Source organism: Novosphingobium sp. BL-S-32 (assembly GCF_056857055.1).
Map to the genome: position 1 here is coordinate 2,898,523 of NZ_CM166476.1, position 18,734 is coordinate 2,917,256.

15 protein-coding genes and 1 pseudogene are annotated in these 18,734 nt (G+C 65.4%); 10 read left to right on the plus strand and 6 right to left on the minus strand.

Annotation, left to right across the window (positions count from 1 at the left end):
* The first annotated feature begins 14 nt into the window (after positions 1–14).
* Together infB and AC1VVK_RS13765 are read left to right on the plus strand one after the other, a co-directional pair.
* Positions 15–2,837 carry a translation initiation factor IF-2 gene (gene infB / locus AC1VVK_RS13760; RefSeq protein ID WP_482903418.1) on the plus strand — a complete coding sequence of 941 codons (2,823 nt, stop codon included), beginning with the start codon at positions 15–17 and terminating at the stop codon, positions 2,835–2,837.
* 167 nt (positions 2,838–3,004) lie between these two features.
* Entirely contained in the window at positions 3,005–3,538 is a 534-nt protein-coding gene (locus tag AC1VVK_RS13765; RefSeq protein ID WP_132389085.1) for a DUF1697 domain-containing protein, read from the plus strand.
* Between the two features lie 85 nt (positions 3,539–3,623).
* Here AC1VVK_RS13765 and AC1VVK_RS13770 read toward each other — a convergent pair whose 3' ends face one another.
* Entirely contained in the window at positions 3,624–3,962 is a 339-nt protein-coding gene (locus AC1VVK_RS13770) for an RcnB family protein (RefSeq protein WP_132389087.1), read from the minus strand.
* A gap of 110 nt (positions 3,963–4,072) precedes the next feature.
* Between AC1VVK_RS13770 and rbfA the strand changes: the two genes are divergently transcribed.
* Complete coding sequence (gene rbfA / locus AC1VVK_RS13775; RefSeq protein WP_132389089.1) at positions 4,073–4,495, plus strand: 30S ribosome-binding factor RbfA; 423 nt, start codon at positions 4,073–4,075, stop codon at positions 4,493–4,495.
* Between the two features lie 50 nt (positions 4,496–4,545).
* Here rbfA and AC1VVK_RS13780 read toward each other — a convergent pair whose 3' ends face one another.
* The gene (locus AC1VVK_RS13780; protein ID WP_482903419.1) at positions 4,546–6,327 is read right to left on the minus strand and encodes a DUF1963 domain-containing protein; all 1,782 of its coding nucleotides are present in this window, start codon (positions 6,325–6,327) and stop codon (positions 4,546–4,548) included.
* A gap of 155 nt (positions 6,328–6,482) precedes the next feature.
* Between AC1VVK_RS13780 and AC1VVK_RS13785 the strand changes: the two genes are divergently transcribed.
* The 7 genes from AC1VVK_RS13785 to pnp all read left to right on the plus strand — a co-directional run bounded on the left by AC1VVK_RS13785 (position 6,483) and on the right by pnp (position 14,231).
* The gene (locus AC1VVK_RS13785) at positions 6,483–7,076 is read left to right on the plus strand and encodes a thymidine kinase (protein WP_482903420.1); all 594 of its coding nucleotides are present in this window, start codon (positions 6,483–6,485) and stop codon (positions 7,074–7,076) included.
* A 378-nt stretch (positions 7,077–7,454) separates the two neighbouring features.
* Positions 7,455–8,375 carry a hypothetical protein gene (locus tag AC1VVK_RS13790; protein WP_482903421.1) on the plus strand — a complete coding sequence of 307 codons (921 nt, stop codon included), beginning with the start codon at positions 7,455–7,457 and terminating at the stop codon, positions 8,373–8,375.
* Between the two features lie 157 nt (positions 8,376–8,532).
* Positions 8,533–9,618, plus strand: coding sequence for a tyrosine-protein phosphatase (locus tag AC1VVK_RS13795; protein WP_482903422.1), 1,086 nt, complete (start codon positions 8,533–8,535; stop codon positions 9,616–9,618).
* Between the two features lie 48 nt (positions 9,619–9,666).
* Positions 9,667–10,353, plus strand: coding sequence for a site-2 protease family protein (locus tag AC1VVK_RS13800; RefSeq protein WP_482903423.1), 687 nt, complete (start codon positions 9,667–9,669; stop codon positions 10,351–10,353).
* A gap of 58 nt (positions 10,354–10,411) precedes the next feature.
* Entirely contained in the window at positions 10,412–11,479 is a 1,068-nt protein-coding gene (gene truB, locus AC1VVK_RS13805; protein ID WP_482903424.1) for a tRNA pseudouridine(55) synthase TruB, read from the plus strand.
* Between the two features lie 6 nt (positions 11,480–11,485).
* On the plus strand, positions 11,486–11,755 hold the full coding sequence (gene rpsO / locus AC1VVK_RS13810) for a 30S ribosomal protein S15 (RefSeq protein WP_132265086.1): 270 nt from the start codon (positions 11,486–11,488) through the stop codon (positions 11,753–11,755).
* Positions 11,756–11,924: 169 nt separating this feature from the next.
* Positions 11,925–14,231: a polyribonucleotide nucleotidyltransferase gene (gene pnp, locus AC1VVK_RS13815; RefSeq protein WP_132389103.1), complete on the plus strand. Its 2,307-nt coding sequence runs from the start codon at positions 11,925–11,927 to the stop codon at positions 14,229–14,231.
* Between the two features lie 187 nt (positions 14,232–14,418).
* On the opposite strand, the pseudogene AC1VVK_RS13820 reads toward pnp, so the two are convergent.
* The 4 genes and pseudogenes from AC1VVK_RS13820 to AC1VVK_RS13835 form a co-directional block, all read right to left on the minus strand.
* Positions 14,419–15,411, minus strand: a pseudogene (locus AC1VVK_RS13820) (IS30 family transposase); the annotation flags it as partial.
* Positions 15,412–15,637: 226 nt separating this feature from the next.
* Positions 15,638–16,852, minus strand: coding sequence for a sensor domain-containing diguanylate cyclase (locus tag AC1VVK_RS13825; protein WP_482903425.1), 1,215 nt, complete (start codon positions 16,850–16,852; stop codon positions 15,638–15,640).
* A 369-nt stretch (positions 16,853–17,221) separates the two neighbouring features.
* Entirely contained in the window at positions 17,222–17,914 is a 693-nt protein-coding gene (locus AC1VVK_RS13830; protein ID WP_482903426.1) for a peptidylprolyl isomerase, read from the minus strand.
* A 22-nt stretch (positions 17,915–17,936) separates the two neighbouring features.
* On the minus strand, positions 17,937–18,644 hold the full coding sequence (locus AC1VVK_RS13835; RefSeq protein WP_482903427.1) for a GcrA family cell cycle regulator: 708 nt from the start codon (positions 18,642–18,644) through the stop codon (positions 17,937–17,939).
* Positions 18,645–18,734 lie beyond the last annotated feature (90 nt).

Here is an 18,734-nt window from a genome sequence, read left to right on the forward strand (position 1 = left end):
GCAAGACGAGAGATATGAGCGAGACCGACAACAAACCGACCCTGGGCCGCAAGCCGCTTGGGCTTAAGCGCTCGGTGGAAGCGGGTGAGGTCAAGCAGACCTTCAGCCACGGCCGCACCAACAAGGTGGTGGTCGAGGTGAAGCGTAAGAAGCTGATCGGCAAGCCCGGGTCCGAAGGCGCAGTAGAGGCCGCTCCGGCGCCTGCGCCGCAGGCTGCCGCCCCCGTGCAGCAGCGCCCCGCGCCGACGCCGCCGCCGGCTCCGCGTCCGACGATCATTCCGGGCGAGACCCCGCAGGAGCGCGTTGCCCGCCTCCAGCGCGAGGCTGAGGCCGATCGCTTTGCCGCGCTCGAAGAAGCCAATCGCCGCGAGCAGGAAGAGAAGCTGCGCGCGCTTGAGGATGAAAAGCGCCGCGCGGAAGATAACCGTCGCGCCGAAGAGGAAGCCGCCCGCGCCGCCCAGAGCGAGGCTGCCGCACCGGTCGAGACCGAACAGGCCCCCGAGCCTGCTGCCCCGGAAGCCGTTGCTGCCGAATCGGCTGCGCCTGAAGCAGTCGCCGCTCCGGCTGCCGAAGCCGCTGCTCCGGTTGAAACGCCTGCCGAGGCTTCCGTTGAAGCGCCTGTCGAAGCCAAGGCTGCTTCGCAGCCTGCCGCACCTGTTGCTGCAACGCCCGCTCCGGCTCCCGCGCCGCGTCGTTTCACCCCGGTGAAGCGCCCCGAGCCGGTGCGTCGTCCCGAGCCTGCTCCGGCTGCTGCCGAGCCCGCTGCTGCCGCTCCGGCTGCTGCTCCCGCGCCCGCCGCGCAGGCTACGGCTTCGGCACCTGCCGCAACCGCGAACGCGGGCAGCGCTGCTCCCCGTGGTCCGGCCGCACCCAAGAAGGGCGCTCCGCCGCCGCCGCGCAGCACGCCCGAGCGTGACCGCAAGGGCGGCGACCGCCGCCAGTCGGGCAAGCTGACCGTCAACCGCGCTCTGAACGACGACGAGGGCGCCCGCGCCCGTTCGCTCGCCGCGCTGAAGCGTGCCCGTGAGAAGGAGCGCCGTGCGCACTTCTCGGGCTACAACCAGCAGCGCGAGAAGCAGGTCCGCGACGTGGTCGTCCCCGAGGCGATCACCGTTCAGGAACTGGCGAACCGCATGGCCGAGAAGGGCGCCGACCTCGTCAAGTCGCTCTTCAAGATGGGCATGATGGTCACCGTCAACCAGACGATCGATCAGGACACCGCCGAGCTGCTCGTGACCGAATTCGGCCACAACATCCAGCGCGTGTCGGAAAGCGATGTCGACATCGACAGCTCGACCGACGTCGATGCGACCGAGACGCTGAAGCCGCGTCCGCCGGTCGTCGCGATCATGGGCCACGTCGACCACGGCAAGACCTCGCTGCTCGATGCCCTGCGCGGTACCGACGTGGTGAAGGGTGAAGCCGGTGGCATCACCCAGCACATGGGCGCCTACCAGATCAAGACCAAGGGCGGTGAGCTGATCACCTTCCTCGACACGCCGGGCCACGCCGCCTTCACGCAGATGCGTATGCGCGGCGCCAATGTGACCGACATCGTGATCCTGGTGGTCGCTGCCGACGACGGCATCATGCCGCAGACCATCGAGGCCATCAATCACACCCGCGCGGCGGGCGTGCCGATGATCGTGGCCATCAATAAGATGGACAAGCACGAGGCCAACCCGCAGCGCGTCCGCGAACGTCTGCTTGAGCACGAGATCGTCGTCGAGGCGATGTCGGGTGAAGTGCAGGACGTGGAAGTCTCGGCGAAGTCCGGCGCCGGTCTGGACGAGCTGATCGAGAAGATCCTGCTCCAGGCCGAACTGATGGAGCTGAAGGCCAACCCGGACCGTGAGGCCGAGGCGACCGTGATCGAAGCCAAGCTCGACAAGGGCAAGGGTCCGCTCGCGACCGTGCTGGTCAACCGTGGCACGCTCAAGGTCGGCGACATCCTCGTCGTCGGTACCGAGAGCGGCCGCGTGCGCGCCATGCTCGACGACAAGGGCCGTCAGGTGAAGGCCGCACCGCCTTCGATGCCGGTCGAAGTCCTCGGTATCGGCGGCGTGCCGATGGCCGGTGACAAGCTGACCGTGGTCGAAAGCGAGCAGCGTGCCCGCGAAGTCTCGGCCTACCGTCAGGAACAGGCGACTGCCAAGCGCACCGCGACGGCGCCCGCCAGCATCGACACGATGTTCTCGGCGCTTGCCGCCAAGCAGAACGTCATCGAGTACCCGGTGGTGGTCAAGGCAGACGTGCAGGGTTCGGTCGAAGCGATCAACTCGGCGCTCCACGCCCTGTCGAACGACGAGATCAAGGTCCGCATCCTGCACTCGGGCGTCGGTGCCATCACCGAGACCGACGTGGCTCTGGCTTCGGCTTCGGGGGCGCCGATCGTCGGCTTCAACGTCCGCCCGAACGCCAAGTCGCGCGAGCAGATCGAGAAGACCAAGACGCCGATGATGTACTACGACGTCATCTATGAGCTGACCGCAGAGGTCGCGAAGCAGATGGCCGGCATCTGGGGTCCGGAACGCATCGAAACCGTCGTCGGCCGCGCCGAGGTCAAGCAGGTCTTCCCGGCCGGCAAGCGCGACAAGGCCGCTGGTCTGCTGGTGGTCGAAGGCTTCATCCGCAAGGGTCTCAGCGCCCGTCTTACCCGCAACGACGTCATCGTTTCGGCAACGACGATCTCCTCGCTGCGCCGCTTCAAGGATGACGTGGACGAAGTGCGCGCCGGTCTGGAATGCGGTGTCGTGCTGGCGGATACCAACGACATCAAGCCGGGCGACCACCTCGAAGTCTTCGAGGTCAGCCATCGCGAGCGTACGGTCGGCTAACGCCTGCCGTTCTCACGCGGGCGAAAGCTCAGCGCGAACAGACGGCCATCGTCGGGGGAATAGCCCGGCGGTGGCCGTCCGCCGTTGGGGCTTCCCGGACCCGCAGCAGTTTGTATCTTCCGGCAGCCGGATTAAGTGCCGGAACCTCTGGTTATGATGGTGGACCGATGACCCGTTACTGTGCCTTCTTCGCCTCGATCAACGTCGGCGGAAACCGGCTGACCATGGCCGACTTGCGCTATGCGCTTGAGCGCGAGGATATCGCCAATGTCGAAACCGTCATCGCCAGCGGCAATGTCCTGTTCGACTACGACGACCGCCCGACCGAAGGCCTGGAAGAGCTGTTCGAATACGTGATGCGCGAACGCTTCGACATGCAGACCTTCGCGGCCGTCCGCAATCGCGCCGAAGTGCTGGCGGCAGTGGAGCAAAACCCCTTCGTCGGCGGGAGCGAGGACAAGTTTGTCCATACCTTCCTGCTCGAACGTCAGCCCACCCAGGCGCAGTTCGACAAGCTGGTGGCCGATTACGCCGGGCGCGGGGACGAGACTCTCGCGCTGGGGCCGCGCAGCCTCTACGTCGATTTCGTCCATGGCGTGGCCGAGAGCCGGCTGACCTCGGCCTTCATCGAGCGCAAGCTTGGCTGCCGGGGCACTGCACGCAATGTGCGCTCGCTGGCGCGTATCGTCGCCAAGATGTGAGCCTCCGGCGCATCCGCGTCGGGCATGAAAAAGGGCGGCGCGCCAGATGCGCACCGCCCTTCCTATTTGGTTCCGTGATCGGGGATCAGTGGAACATGTTCATGGTCACAGCGGCAATGACGCCGCTGGTGATGCCCACGAGCAGCATGTCATTGCCCGAACGGACGTAGTGGTAGCCCTTCGGCGGGGCCTTCACGTTGTGGTAGTGGCGATAGTCGACGACCTGGTAGTTGGTCGCGCGATTGCGGTCGAACCGCTCGCCCTTCTGGAAACGGTGCGGCGCGGGGGCCTGCTTGTGGGGCTCGGAGTGGCCCTGCGGACCATGGCCCTGCTGGCCATGATAGTCGGGCGCCGCCATCGCGGGTGCTGCGAGGCCGGGCATCGCAAGCGCGGCGACGAGCAGGGTGGCGGTGAACTTTCGCATTTTGTCAGCTCCTTGAAGCGTGGGGGGACGGTGTCTTAACCACAGGAACGGCGAATGGTGTCAGAAACAATTGTTGCAAATTGTCGCCGGCCGCCCACATGGAGACTTCCATGGCCCGCCAGCAGATCACGCCCGAACAGCACTCCGTCCGCCTTCTCAAGGTGGGTGAGCAAGTGCGTCACATCATTTCCGAGATTCTCTCGCGCCAGCAGGTCCACGACCAGACGCTGAGCGGGCATCTCGTTTCCGTTACCGAAGTGCGGATGACACCCGATCTGCGGCAGGCCACGGTTTTCGTGAAGCCGCTGCTCGGTGTGGACGAGGAAGAGGTGCTCAAGGCGCTGCGCACCAACACCGCCTTCTTCCAGCGCGAAGTCGCCCAGCGGCTGAAGCTGCGGTCGGCGGCCAAGATCCGCTTCCGTCAGGATGAGACGTTCGAGGAAGCGAGCCGCATCGATGCGTTGCTCAGCGACCCGCGCGTGAAGCGCGATCTCGATGCTGCCGGAAGCGATCCGATCGACGAGGAAGAGTGAGGCGCGGGAGGGCCGTGTGGCCCTCCGTCCCCCGATACTTCCGCGCCGGGTCAGCCCGGCGCGAATGTCAGCGTGACGCGGTCCCAGCGCGCGGCGGCGAGATCCTCGGGCGTGATCCAGAACTGGAACAGCCCCGTATCTCCCCAGTTCCACTCGATCATATCGTCGCAGCCGAGCTGAAGCAGCAGCACCTGACCGGGGTGGACCAGCGAGCCCGCTACACCGGCGCCGAACAACTGGTGCTGGTGGCGGATCGCCAGCAGATGGCCGGAATTGATCCGCGCCAGTTCCTCGTCGGGCACTTGCGCAAAGGCGCCGTCATCGCCGGTGACCATGGCGCGCAGCGAGACCGTCGCCAGATCACCCAGCGTCTGGGGCACGCAGAAGCGCACCAATCGCGCACAGTCGTGATGGACCTGCGCGAGCACTTCCTCGATCACATCCATCTCGTCGGGATCGAGCGGGCTCCACGCATCGCGTCCGGCGATGAAGCCATCCATGGCGGCGATCATCCGCGCGAGGCTGGCACGCTCGGCCTGAAGCGCGGGTAGCTCCGCTTCGCTCGCAGCGAGTGCGGCGCGCGCTTCGTCGAGATCGCCGCGCGCGGCTGTCGGCGTTGCTTGCAGGGTGGCCAGGCGGGCCTCGGCGTGGGTCAGGCGCTCCTGCTCCATTGCCATTTCCCGCGCGGCGCCATCCATGGCGGCGTGCAGGCAGTCAGCCAGATACATAACGCCGTGCCACCACAGCCGCTGCACCGGTTCGCGCACTGTATAGGCGCTCTCGCGCGTTGCCACGCGGGCGGTGAGCCAGGCGGTTTCGCCTGCATCGCCCGCAAGCTCTTCCGCGACCGGGTGCTCGTAGTCCTCGTCCGCCAAGTCGCCGCCGACCGGAGCCAGCACACCGGCAGGCCGTTCCGCGACCATCGGCTCCACCGGCCAGAACGGGAAATAGGGCCGGGACAGCCGCGAAACATGCTCGGGGAGCGGATAGCCGCCCTCGTCGAAAGCGGGTGGGAGATCAGCGGGCGGTTCGGTGAAGACGTGATCGCCGCTGGGGACCTCGATCACCGCGCCGGTGCCGAGGAAGAACGCCAGCGCTCCCGAGCAGGGCAACGGGCTTTCGGGGCAGGCGGCGGCCAGTTCGGCAAGGTCTATCTGCGCGGCGAAGGGCAGGGCGCCGTGTTCGTCGCGCGGCCATGACAATGCGCCGAGCCGGGGTAGGCCGCCCAGCCAGCTGGTGCTGTCGAACCATGTCTGCTCGTCGATGTCGCGTTCGCGGGGGCGGCGGGAGAGCACGATGGGGGTGAGCGAAAGCGCCGGAACTGTGCCGGCCCGTCGCGGCACCACCGCCACGGGTTCGGGATCGGGCACCGGGGGAAATTCGGGCTCTGCCGGAATGGCATCGCCGACGACATCCGCGACTTCTTCGTAGCCCTCATCCCGCAGGAGGCCGGGCACGCGGTCCATTTCGGGTTCGACCGGATCGGGTTCAGGCCGCCAGACCAGTTCGGGATCGGGATGCACCAGCTTGCGCCGACGCCCTTGCCGGGACCGCGACGGTTCGACATCCGGCATCGGGACCAGCGCTGTGCGCCCGCGGCCACGCCCTACCACCGCCAACAGCAGGGCCAGCACCATGCCCGTTGCGAGCGGAGCGATCACGGCCGCGTCGCGTCCGGACAGCGCGGAGGCGCGTGCGGCGGTCTGGTCAAGCGTTTCGAGAGCAGGTCGCGCAGCGGGGGGACCCAATGGTGCGAGCGGGAACAGCGCGATATATGCAGCTACGATCGCGGTCAGCGTGAAGACCGCGAAGACGGCGATCCATCTCCTCATCACCACCTCCAGCAAGGGCCAACTCAGCCTCGGCCACCGTCAGCTTCGAGTTGTCGCCATAGTGTCTTAGAGAGCCTTGCTGGCTTCCATTCAAGCGGGGACAAATGCAGTTCATGCCCGTGCGGAGGGCAAGTGGGCATGTTATCCCCAGTTAGATGGCTAAACTCTATTTTTACTATGCCAGCATGAATGCCGGGAAGTCGGCGACCTTGCTTCAGGCGAACTTCAATTACCACGAACGCGGTATGCGCACGATGCTCTGGACGGCCGCGCTGGACGACCGTGGCAGCGGCGAAAGCGGTGACGAGCACGCCATCGAAAGCCGCATCGGCCTCCATGCCGCCGCCCATCGCTTCACGCCTGAGACCGACCTGGCCGCACGGGTCGGCGCCGTCCACGCGGTGGAGCCGCTGGCCTGCGTGCTGATCGACGAGGCGCAGTTCCTCACCCCCGAACAGGTCTGGCAATGCGCGCGCATTGCCGACCGTTCGGGCATCCCGGTGCTCTGCTACGGGCTGCGGACCGATTTTCGCGGAGAGCTGTTTCCGGGCTCCGCCGTGCTGCTGGGGATTGCCGATTCCCTCGTCGAGCTGAAGGCGGTCTGCCATTGCGGCCGCAAGGCGACGATGAACCTGCGGTTCGATGCCTCCGGAGCGGGCGTACGCGAGGGTGCTCAGGCCGAGATTGGCGGCAACGATCGCTACGTTGCGCTGTGTCGCCGCCACTTTGGGGAATCGCTGGGGCTGTAGGCGAACGGCCAATTCAGACAGGAACAAGGCTGCCAACTCCAACCCGTCATCCCCGCGAAGGCGGGGATCCCGCTTTTCTTGGCGAGCGTGGCAAAAGGAAGCGGGGCCCCCGCCTTCGCGGGGGCGACGAGCTTTTGACAGGGGGCGAGCAGGTTAAGGTTGGTGGATATTGAGCGCGTTGGTCGCGCGCTGAAAACGGCTTCAATTCAGCGCCGAAACTGCGGGCGGCCTCGGCGCCGCTGGCTCAAGCCGTCCCGTTAGTCGGGCGACTCCCCGCTGGGGCCTGTCCCCCGGTGGCAATCTGGGCGAAATCGGCAGGCAACGATTGTCTCTTTCTCTCGTTCGGAGTGCGACAACGGGTGCAGGCGACGGGTCTTGATGCAGCATGCAATAGTCCATCTGGGATATCACAAGACGGCCACCACATGGCTGCAGAAGCAGCTGTTTCCCAATGCGACCAGCCACGATTTCCTTCCGCGCCAAGCCGTTCAGGAGGCCTTTCTCAAGCCCGCCGGCATGCACTTCTGCCCCCGGCAGGCCAGCGAGGTACTCTCGCTGCGCGGGCGCAACCGCCCGGTGCTGCTGAGCGAGGAAAACCTTTCCGGCTATATCCATAACGGCGGCCTGCACGGTTTCGTGGCGCCCGAAGTGGCGCGGCGCATCAAGGCAGTCCTGCCCGATGCGCATATCGTGATCTTCATCCGCAACCAGTTCGAGATCTGCCGCGCAAGCTATGCGCAATATGTCTCGGGCGGCGGGACATGGGGCCAACGCCGCTATTTCGAGACCGCGCGCATGGTGCGCGGCGCGCTGACGCGGCCGTGGAAGGCGCCCGTCTTCGAATTCGAGCATTTCGAGTACGACCGCCTTGTCGCCTATTACGACGGCCTGTTCGGGCGCGAGCATGTCCACGTCTATCCCTACGAGTGGCTATGCGACCGCAATGCCCTGATCGAGCGGATGCAGCAGGATCTGGGCCTCTCGATCGAGGACATGCCGCCGGAAGGATCGCGCGCCAATACCTCGCTGGGGACGGCCGGGCTGGCGGTGATGCGCGGGGTGAACCTGTTCACGCGGCAGTCGGTGGTCAACAAGGATCATATCGTCGACCTGCCGGGCGGGCAGATGCTGCGCCACGGTGCCAAGTGGCTGTGTGGGCGCATGCCGGCGATCAACCCGCGCCCCGCCCGCATCGCGCCGCGTCTGCGTGAGCGCATCGCAGGGCATTATCCGGAGAGCAACCGAAGGCTCCTGACCCTGCGCGATCTGCCGCTGGAAGAGCTGGGCTACCCGCTCTAGGCGGGTGTTGGGCTTTGAATACAATCGTTTCAAAATGTGGAAACGGTGACGATTAAGCTATCGCACGCGTCATAAACTCTACACACAACCGTTCCAGAGGAGTTGGGTAATCATGGCGGCAGGCCCGCCATGACGCTCTGAAACGGGGAACATGACCATGACACGTGCAATCCTTCTGGCGACGCTGGCGGCTGCTACCAGCCTGGCGGCCTCTCCGGTGCTGGCCGCAACGATCGACGCTCCGGTCGTGGAGCGCCTTTCGCCCGATACGGTCGCGGTCCGCTGGAATGGCGGCGATCCGGTGGACGTCTTATCTGCGAAGGGCTTCGACACGCCGGACAGCGCCGCCAGCCTGCTCGCATCCAAGGATGCCGGCGGCCGGTTCGAGGCGCATCCCGGCCAGCATGAGCGGCCGATCTACCTGCTTCGCGATACGCGCACGGGCCAGACAGTCCACGTCGCTGAACGCGTTCTGCAACTGGAGCAGGGCACCAACTTCCGCGATCTCGGCGGCTATACGGGTGCCGACGGCAAGCATGTCCGCTGGGGCATGCTCTACCGGTCGGGCGGTCAGGCCATGCTGACCGACGACGACGTGCGCGAGATCAAAGGCCTTGGTATCGTCAATCTCATCGACCTTCGCTCGAATGACGAGCGCGTGCTCGCGCCCACGCGACTGGACGGCATTCGCTATCAGGCGATGGGCTATTCGATGAACGCGATCAATATCGGCCCCGATCAGCTTCAGAAAATGAAGGAAAATCCCGGTGCCGGCCTGATGGCGGCCTATCGCACGATGCCGGAGATGATCACGCCGCAGATCCGCATGGTGTTCCGCACGATGCTCGATCATCAGGGGCCGCTCGTCTGGAATTGCACGGCGGGGCAGGACCGCACCGGCATCGTGAGCGCGCTGGTGCTTTCTGCGTTGGGCGTGCCGCGCGACCAGATCTACGCGGATTACGTCCTGACCACGAAGTCCCGCAATCCTCACTGGGAAATGCCGCCGATCTCGGCCGCGACGGTCAAGGAGCATCCGGCAGCGGCGATGTGGGCGGCCATGCAGAGCGAACCCACCTTTGCGAAACCGTTTCCGCTGACCGGCGCGGACGGCATGCCTTTCATCGCCGCCGCATTCCAGGCGATCGAGGCGAAGTGGGGATCGGTTGACGCCTTCCTCGATCAGGGCATCGGCCTGCACAAGGAAGACATCGCCCAGCTTCGCAAGCTCTATCTGGAGTAAGTCCGAGGGCCCATTGCGATGAGCGCCCCGGCACCCTAGATCGGCGGCATGGACAATACCCTGCTGCAAGCCGCGGCGCTCATCGTTCCCCTTATCCTTGCGATCGTCTTCCACGAGGTTGCCCATGGCTGGACCGCGCTGGCGCTTGGCGATCCCACCGCGCTGGAGCAGCGGCGGCTTTCGCTCAATCCGCTGCGGCATGTCGATCCCATCGGCACCGTCCTGCTTCCGGGCTCGCTTGCGCTGGCAGGGGCGCCGGTGTTCGGCTGGGCCAAGCCGGTGCCGGTCAACCGCTGGCGGCTGCGCGATCCGCGGCGCGGGATGATGGTGGTGGCCGCAGCCGGTCCGGGCAGCAATCTGGTGCTGGCGGCGATCGGCGCGGTGTTGCTGGGACTGCTGGTGCGCGTGGCCGGGTCTTCCGAGAGCGCGGCGCTCCAGTTCATCGCGATGAACTTCAACAACTTCATCATGATCAACGTGTTCCTGGCGCTGTTCAACCTGCTGCCGATCCCGCCGTTCGACGGTTCGCACATCGTCGAAGGCTTACTGCCCGACCGGCTGGCGGCGAGCTACGCACGGCTGCGGCCTTACGGGTTTCCGCTGTTGATCCTGCTCCTGATCGTGGTGCCCTACTTCTTCCCGCAGTGGGCGCTGGTCCGTCACCTCGTCCTGCCGCCGGTGATCTGGATGACCAACCATTACTACGCGCTGGCCCACGCCGTCGCCGGCATTTGACGGCGCGAAAGCCGCACCAAAGTTGACAAACCGACCCGGCGGGACTTGGGGGGAGGGCATGACTTCCACTCCCGCAACCCGCCCCGCCCCCCATGGCTGGATCATCCTCGACAAGCCGCTCGGGCTGGGCTCGACGCAGGCTGTCGCCGCCGTGAAGCGCAACTTGCGCGAGGCGGGGTATGGCAAGAAGGTCAAAGTCGGCCACGGCGGCACGCTCGACCCGTTGGCGACCGGCGTGTTGCCGGTTGCGCTGGGCGAGGCGACCAAGCTGGCCGGGCGTATGCTCGATGCCAGCAAGATCTATGCGTTTACCGTTCGCTTCGGCGAGGAGACCGACACGCTCGATCTCGAAGGCAAAGTGATCGCGACAAGCGACGTGCGTCCGACCCTGGAGCAAGTGGAAGCCGTGTTGCCGCGCTTCACCGGCCCGATCGAGCAGGTGCCACCGATCTACTCGGCGCTGAAGGTCGATGGCGAGCGCGCCTATGATCTCGCGCGGGCCGGACATGAGGTGGAACTGAAGTCGCGGAATGTGACGATCTTCGAATTGCATGTCCTCCCCGGGACGGGGAGGGGGACCGCCGAAGGTGGTGGAGGGGACTCTCGCCCTGAAGCGACGCTGCCGGAGGACGCCAATCCCCTCCACCACCCTTCCTTCGACAAGCTCAGGATGAGCGGAGACGATTTCCCCCGTACCGGGGAAGACTTGTCCGAAGTGACCTTCGAAGCTCATGTCTCCAAGGGCACCTACATCCGCTCGCTCGCACGCGACATCGCGCAAGCCCTTGGAAGCTGCGGAACAGTGACGATGCTACGCCGTATCAAGGCCGGTCCGTTCGACCTGTCCCGGGCGATTTCGCTGGACAAATTGAACGAAATCGGCAAGGGCGCACCGCTTGAACAGATACTCTTGCCACTAGAGGTGGGGCTGGACGACATCCCGGCCATCGACCTCGGTTCGGAGCAGGCAAGAGCGGTCCGACAGGGCCGCGTTCTGACCGAACTGCCCCATGAAGACGGGCTCTACTGGGCGCGAGAGGGAACCATTCCCGTCGCGCTGATGGAGCTTTCGGGCGGAGAAGCCCGCGTCGTCAGGGGATTCAACCTATCAGATGTCGCGGAGTAAAGTACTATGTCGGTTACCGCTGAAAAGAAGCAGGACATCATTTCGGACAACGCACGCGTCGCTGGCGACACGGGCAGCCCGGAAGTTCAGGTCGCGATCCTCACCGAGCGCATCCGCAACCTGACCGAGCACTTCAAGGCTCACCACAAGGACAACCACTCGCGTCGCGGTCTGCTGGCCATGGTCAACAAGCGCCGCTCGCTGCTCGACTACCTTAAGAAGAAGGACGTCGCGCGGTACAACTCGCTGATCCAGAAGCTGGGTCTGCGTAAGTAAGAACTAACGGGAAGCGGCCCCTCAGCGGGCCGCTTCTTGCATCAGGGGTCCGTCCGCAATTCGGCGGCAGACCCGGGGGCCCAAAAACGGCCTCACACCGGACCGGGACGGCATACCCGGCAGTAAACCCCGCCGCGCAATAGGGCCGGTGGGCTGAGGAAAACCTCTTATGTTCGACGTCAAAACCGTAAGCATGGAGTGGGGCGGCAAGACGCTCACTCTGGAAACCGGCCGCGTGGCCCGTCAGGCCGACGGCGCCGTCCTTGCCACCTATGGCGAAACGGTTGTGCTCTGCGCGGTTACCGCCGCCAAGTCGGTGAAGGAAGGCCAGGACTTCTTCCCGCTGACCGTGCACTACCAGGAAAAGTTTTCGTCCGCAGGACGCATCCCGGGTGGCTTCTTCAAGCGTGAACGCGGCGCCACCGAAAAGGAAACGCTGACCAGCCGCCTGATCGACCGTCCGGTCCGTCCGCTGTTCCCCGAAGGTTTCTACAACGAAATCAACGTCATCGCCCAGGTTCTGAGCTTTGACGGCGAGACCGAGGCCGACATCGTTGCGATGATCGCCGCTTCGGCCGCGCTCACCATCTCGGGCGTGCCCTTCATGGGCCCGATCGGCGCCTGCCGCGTCGGCTTCGTCGACGGCGAATACACGCTGAACCCGAAGCAGACCGCCGCGCTGGCCGATGGCCGCCTCGATCTCGTCGTCGCCGCCACTGGCGATGCCGTGATGATGGTGGAATCGGAAGCCAAGGAGCTGACCGAGGAAGAGATGCTCGGCGCCGTCATGTTCGCGCATGACGAATGCCGCAAGGTCGTCAACCTCGTGATCGACCTGGCCGAAAAGGCTGCCAAGGAACCTTGGGAAATCGACCTGTCGGACAACACGGCCGACGTTAAGGCGAAGCTCAAGAAGGCCGTCGGCAAGGACGTTACCGCTGCCTACAAGCTGACCGACAAGTCGGCCCGCTCGAACGCGCTGAACGCCGCTCGTGCCAAGGCCAAGGAAGCTTTCGCCGGCGAAACGCCGCAGCTGCAGATGGTCGCCATCAAGACCATGAAGAAGCTGGAAGCGGAAATCGTTCGTGGCGCCATCCTCAAGGACGGCAAGCGCATCGACGGCCGCAAGCTCGATCAGGTCCGCCCGATCGAATCGATGGTCGGCTTCCTGCCGCGCACGCATGGTTCGGCGCTGTTCACCCGCGGTGAAACGCAGGCGATCTGCACCACCACGCTGGGCACCAAGGACGCCGAACAGATGATCGACGGCCTGGAAGGCCTGTCGTACTCGTCGTTCATGCTGCACTACAACTTCCCGCCCTACTCGGTCGGCGAAGTGGGTCGCTTCGGCGCCCCGGGTCGTCGCGAGATCGGCCACGGCAAGCTGGCATGGCGCGCGCTGCACCCGGTGCTGCCCGCCAAGGAAGACTTCCCCTACACCATCCGCATCCTGTCGGACATCACCGAGTCCAACGGCTCGTCCTCGATGGCGACGATCTGCGGCGGCTGCCTTTCGATGATGGACGCCGGCGTGCCGCTGGCCCGTCCGGTTTCGGGCATCGCCATGGGTCTGATCCTGGAAGGCGACGAGTTCGCGGTCCTCTCGGACATCCTGGGCGACGAGGATCACCTCGGCGACATGGACTTCAAGGTGGCTGGCACCGAACTCGGCATCACCACGATGCAGATGGACATCAAGATCGCCGGCATCACCAAGGAAATTATGGGCAAGGCGCTGGAGCAGGCGAAGGCCGGCCGCGCGCACATCCTGGGTGAGATGAACAAGGCTCTCGGCTCGGCTCGCACCGAACTGTCGGCCCACGCACCGCGTATCGAGACGATCCAGATCGACAAGTCGAAGATCCGTGACGTCATCGGCACCGGCGGCAAGGTGATCCGCGAGATCGTGGCTGAAACCGGCGCCAAGGTCGACATCGACGATGAAGGCGTGATCAAGATCTCGTCTTCCGACATCGCCCAAATCGAAGCCGCCAAGAAGTGGATCCTCGGCATCGTCGAGGAAGCGGAAGTCGGCAAGATCTACAACGGCAAGGTCGTCAACATCGTCGACTTCGGTGCCTTCGTGAACTTCATGGGTGGCAAGGACGGTCTCGTCCACGTCTCCGAAATGAAGAACGAGCGCGTCGAAAAGCCGACCGATGTCGTCAAGGAAGGCCAGGAAGTTAAGGTCAAGGTCCTCGAGATCGATCCGCGCGGCAAGGTTCGCCTGTCGATGCGCGTCGTCGACCAGGAAACCGGCGCCGAGCTGGAAGACACCCGTCCGGCCCGCGAACCGCGCGAACCGCGCGGCGATCGTGGTCCCCGCGACGATCGCGGCGGTGACCGTCGTGGTCCGCGCCGTGACGGCGGCCGTGGCGGCAACGACCGTGGTCCCCGTGGCGATCGCGGTCCCCGCGGTCCTCGCGACGGCGGCGGCGATCCCGACCACATGCCGGCGTTCCTGAAGGAAGACTAATCCTTCAGGGCTCGCATGAGCTGAAATGACGAAGGGGCCGCAGCAATGCGGCCCCTTTTTCTTTGCGCGAAGCGAACGGCGCTCGTGGATTCCCGCCAGCACAGCCAATTCTACCAGTGGGGCCAATTCTACCGATGAGGCCAATTCTATCGCGGCAATCAAAGCCCCGTCGTCCCCGCGAAGGCGGAGATGTGGATTCACATTCGAAGTGCAACGGTTGAAGAGAGCATGCCTCGGCGGGTGTTTTGAAGTCGAGGCATTTTCGCGGTGTATTGTTGTAGCGTTGGATGATGTCCTCAAAGTGGGCAGGCGAGAGATCCTCGATGTTGGTCTTGCGCGGCAGGTCGCGTCTGAGGTGGCCGATGGCGTTTTCGACGCCGCCCTTTTGCCATGGGGCATGGGGGTCGCAGAAGAACGTATTGATGCCGAGACGGTGCAACCTGTGGTGCTGTGCAAACTCGGTGCCGTTGTCGAGGGTCAGGGTTTGGCGCAAGGCGGCGGGCCAGGGCCGCAGCATGGCGGCGAGCAGGTCGGCGGTGCGCCGGGCCTTTCGGTCGGGCGGATGGCAGATCAGGGTGTAGCGCGAGGAGCGTTCATGGGCGACGAGGATGGCCTGGCCGTATCGGGCGAAGAGCATGAAGTCGGCCTCCCAGTGGCCGGGCCGGGACCGATCCGCGGCCTCGTCCGGGCGCATGGCGATGGGTTGGCGCTTGGCGATGAAGCGGACCGAGGATCCGCCGGGCTTGCGGCGCCATCCGCGGCGGGCCTTGGCGCGGGGCAGATAATGGCGCCATGATCGATCGTTCGTCCGCCTGATCTGGGCATGGATGAAGCGATAGATGCTCTCGTGACTGATGATACGCACGCCGGCCTCGCGGGCCATGCGGCCGGCGATCTGCTCGGGTGACCAGCCGGCCGCGAGGCGGCCCAGCACGCCCTCGCGCAAGGCCTGATCGCGTTCGAGGCGCATGCCTGACCAGCGCCGGGCGCGCGCCTGCTCTTGCGCATAGCCGGGCCGATAGCCCACCGTGCTGCCGCTGTTGCGCTTCAGCTCCCGAAAGATCGTCGATGCCGAGCGATCCAGAGCTGCCGCGATCTGGCGCAGCGATTGCCCGTCTTCATGAAGACGGGCAATCGTACACCGCTCTTCCAGATCAAGCTGTTCGTAAGCTCTTCCCATGACAACACCATAACCTGGTGTTGCACTTCGTTTGTGAACTTGGCGGACCCCTTTCTTTTGCGGACGCGGAGAGAAGGCAGCGGGACCCCCGCCTTCGCGGGGGCGACGAGATGGTGTGTTGTTGGCTGTGGGACCTAAACTTCGCGCGGCTTTGGATGCGTAAGTCGGATATTCGTAGCGAGCAGGTAAGAGGAGGCGTTATTCCTGCCCGCGCTGCCGAAATCGGTCAGCTCGTAACGGCGAGGCGCGGTGTCGGAACATCGTCACGCTTGGCGCGGCGCTCGGAGAGGTTGACGCGGTTCTTGCCGCTCTGTTTGGCGGCATAGAGCGCGCTGTCCGCGCAAGGGACCACGTCGGAGGCATTGGTCGCGGTTTCGGGGACGGTGGCGACGCCGAATGAGGCGCTGATTGCGGCGCCGTGCGCTTCGGAGAGGCCTTCGATGCGCTTGCGCAGGATCTCGGCCTTGTCGGCGGCATCCTCCAGCGTGCACTTGGGCATGATCACCACGAGTTCCTCGCCGCCGTAGCGGGCTACCACGTCCGAAGGCCGTAGCGCGCCGACAAGCTGTGCCGCCACGTCGCGCAGCACGGCATCGCCTTTGGCATGGCCGAACTCGTCGTTGACGCGCTTGAAGTTGTCGAGATCGATCATCAGCACCGAAGTGGCGGTGCCGGTCCGCTCGCCAAGGCTGACATAGCGTTCGAGCGCATCTTCCATGTAGCGGCGGTTGTAGAGGCCCGTCAGCGGGTCGCGCAACGATTGGGTGCGCAGCTTTTCGCGCAGCGCGATGTTGGAGAGGGCGAGCGACATCGAATCGGCAAGCGCCCGCGCCACGCGGCGGATGTCGTTGAACCGCTCCAGCGCATCCGGCGCATCGCTGGCGAGCAGCAGCAGCCCGAAGACCTGCCCGCGCGCCATCATCGGCACTTCCACGGTCGCTCCGGTGCCGATCTGGTGCATGCAGCACAGCGTGCCGCCGGCGGGGTCGTTGATATGGGGTTTGCCGCGTTTGAGCGCCCAGCAGTTGCTGGGCACCAGGGCCGCAGCGGGTTCGAACCTGTCCGAAAGGCCCCATGACTTGGCCAGATCCAGCCGGTCGCGCGAATTGTTGAAGACGTAGAGCGCGCCGCCGAAGCCGGGCAGCAACCGCACGGCAGTTGCCATCAGCACCGCGCCGGCATCGTCATGATCCTCGGCCGCCTGAAGCATGTCGGTCATGGCGAAGAGCTCTTCGACCTGATTGCGGGCGTCGCGAGCCTCGTCGATGAGGCGAAGATGATCGTCCAGTTCGGCAACCGCGCGGCGTCCGAACACGACGCCGACAAACAGCGTGAAGAGCGCGCAGGCAGCGGCCACGGTGGCGAGCGAATGGCCGAGCGGCCCGTCGACGAACAGGGCGGCCAGCGCGCAGATGGTGCAGGTCGCCTGAATCGCATGCACCGTAAACCGACGGACAGAAGTGACCGTTTCGTTTGGCGACAGTATACTTTCCTGCTGCACCGCTTTGCACCCAGATTCGATTTAAAAAGAGCCTAGGTAGGAATCTCTAATAAACGGTAACCCTTCAAGTCCGCGATTTGCGATTACAAAAACATAACAGCAGGCATTCGGGAGGAGTTTTGCGAATTCTGTTGTTAACCATTGGGTGCATTGCGAGGGGGCAGGTGTCGCGGCCCGAATGGTCATCCGGGCGGGCGGTGAACGCGCAGCGGCGACAGGCATCCAACGCCTTTTCGGCGCGAGATCTCGAGGGGGCGGGGCAGCCTTGCCAACAAGGCGCGCGCCTCCGCAGAGGGTTTTACAGGGTGCTTATTGAGCCGGTGTCGGCGGGGCCGGGACCCGGCGCGCGCTGACGATCTTCACCGGCGGATCCAGCATCTGCCCACGCATCACGCCTTCGCCCTTGGTGGCCGAGCGCGGTGCGTCCCAGATCTTGTGCACCACGTCCATGCCCGAAACGACATGGCCGAAAGCCGCGAATCCGGCCTTGAACTCGGGATTGTCCGACGAGGGATTGGCGTCGAGCGTGACGACGTCGCCGACCATGATCGTGAAGTCGGCCGTGGCCGTGCCCGGCGCATAGCGCGCCATCGAAATCGTGCCCGAAGTGTGGTGCAGGCCCGTCTGGCTGGTCGGCTCATGCGCGACCGGGGGCAGGACCTTGATGCCCTGCAAGCCGCCCTGAACCAGCCCGGCCGGAGTATCGCCCCAGTCGAGATGCATCGAGCGGTAGAATGTCGTTCCGTCGAACTTTTTGCCATCGACGTACTTGAGGAAGTTCGCGGTGGTGAGCGGCGCATGCGTCTTGTCGAGCGCGAGTACGATCGTGCCCTCGCTCGTGACCATGGCCACGTAGGCATATTCCACCGGCGTCGCGGCCGGAGCCGGGGTGGTCGCAGCAGCGGCGGGCGCCTGCTGCGCCATCGCCGGTGCCGCCATCAGTGCCAGAGCCGCGCCGGCAAGGACGGGCACGGCAAGGCGCCGGTTCCATCGTGCCATCATCGACTCTGGCGCTGACATGGGATCAGCGAACCCGCGGGCCGCCGAAGGGCAGCGGCGGAGGGGGACGGCGCGCGCCGCGCGGCAGCTGTGCCTGATAGGCCCGGCCGCAATGCTCGACGCAGTAGGGGAAGCCGGGGTTCACGGCCGCGCCGCAGAAGTGGAAGTCCGGCTCGCCCGGGTGACCCATCGGCCAGCGGCAAACGCGATCGTTGAGATCGAGCAGGCTGGTCTTGCCCGAAATCTCGGCGCTCGGCTTCGCGGGCACAAGGCGGCGCGGCGGGGCCGGCGGGATCGGCTGCTGCTGATCGCCGGGGCCCTGACGCAGGAATCCGCCGGGGCCGACCGAAACAACACGCGGGCCGCTCGGCTTCACGACGGCATCGTCGGCCGCCGGGGCGGCAGCCTGCGGCGCAACCGGTTCGGCAGCGCGCGGCGCGGGTGCAGCCGGGGCCTGCGGCGCAGCGCGTGCAACCACGGGCTCCGCCTTGGGCTCGGGCGCAGCAGGTTGCGCTTCGGCCACGGGCTTCGCCTTCTTGGGGGCGGGCGCCGGGCGCGCAGGCTTCTCATTGGCCTTGACCGGGGAAGGGCGTGCCTTGAGGCCGAGGCGGTGGGCCTTGCCGATCACCGCGTTGCGGCTGACACCGCCAAGCTCGTCCGCGATCTGGCTGGCAGTGGCACCGCCCTCCCACATCTTGGTCAGCTTCTCGATCCGCTCGTCCGTCCAGCTCATTCCATTTCCATCTCTACAGGGGAGCGATACAGGAGAATCGCCCCGAAATTCCGTCGCACGGCTTGCCTTGGAAAGCCGCAGCCGATACTC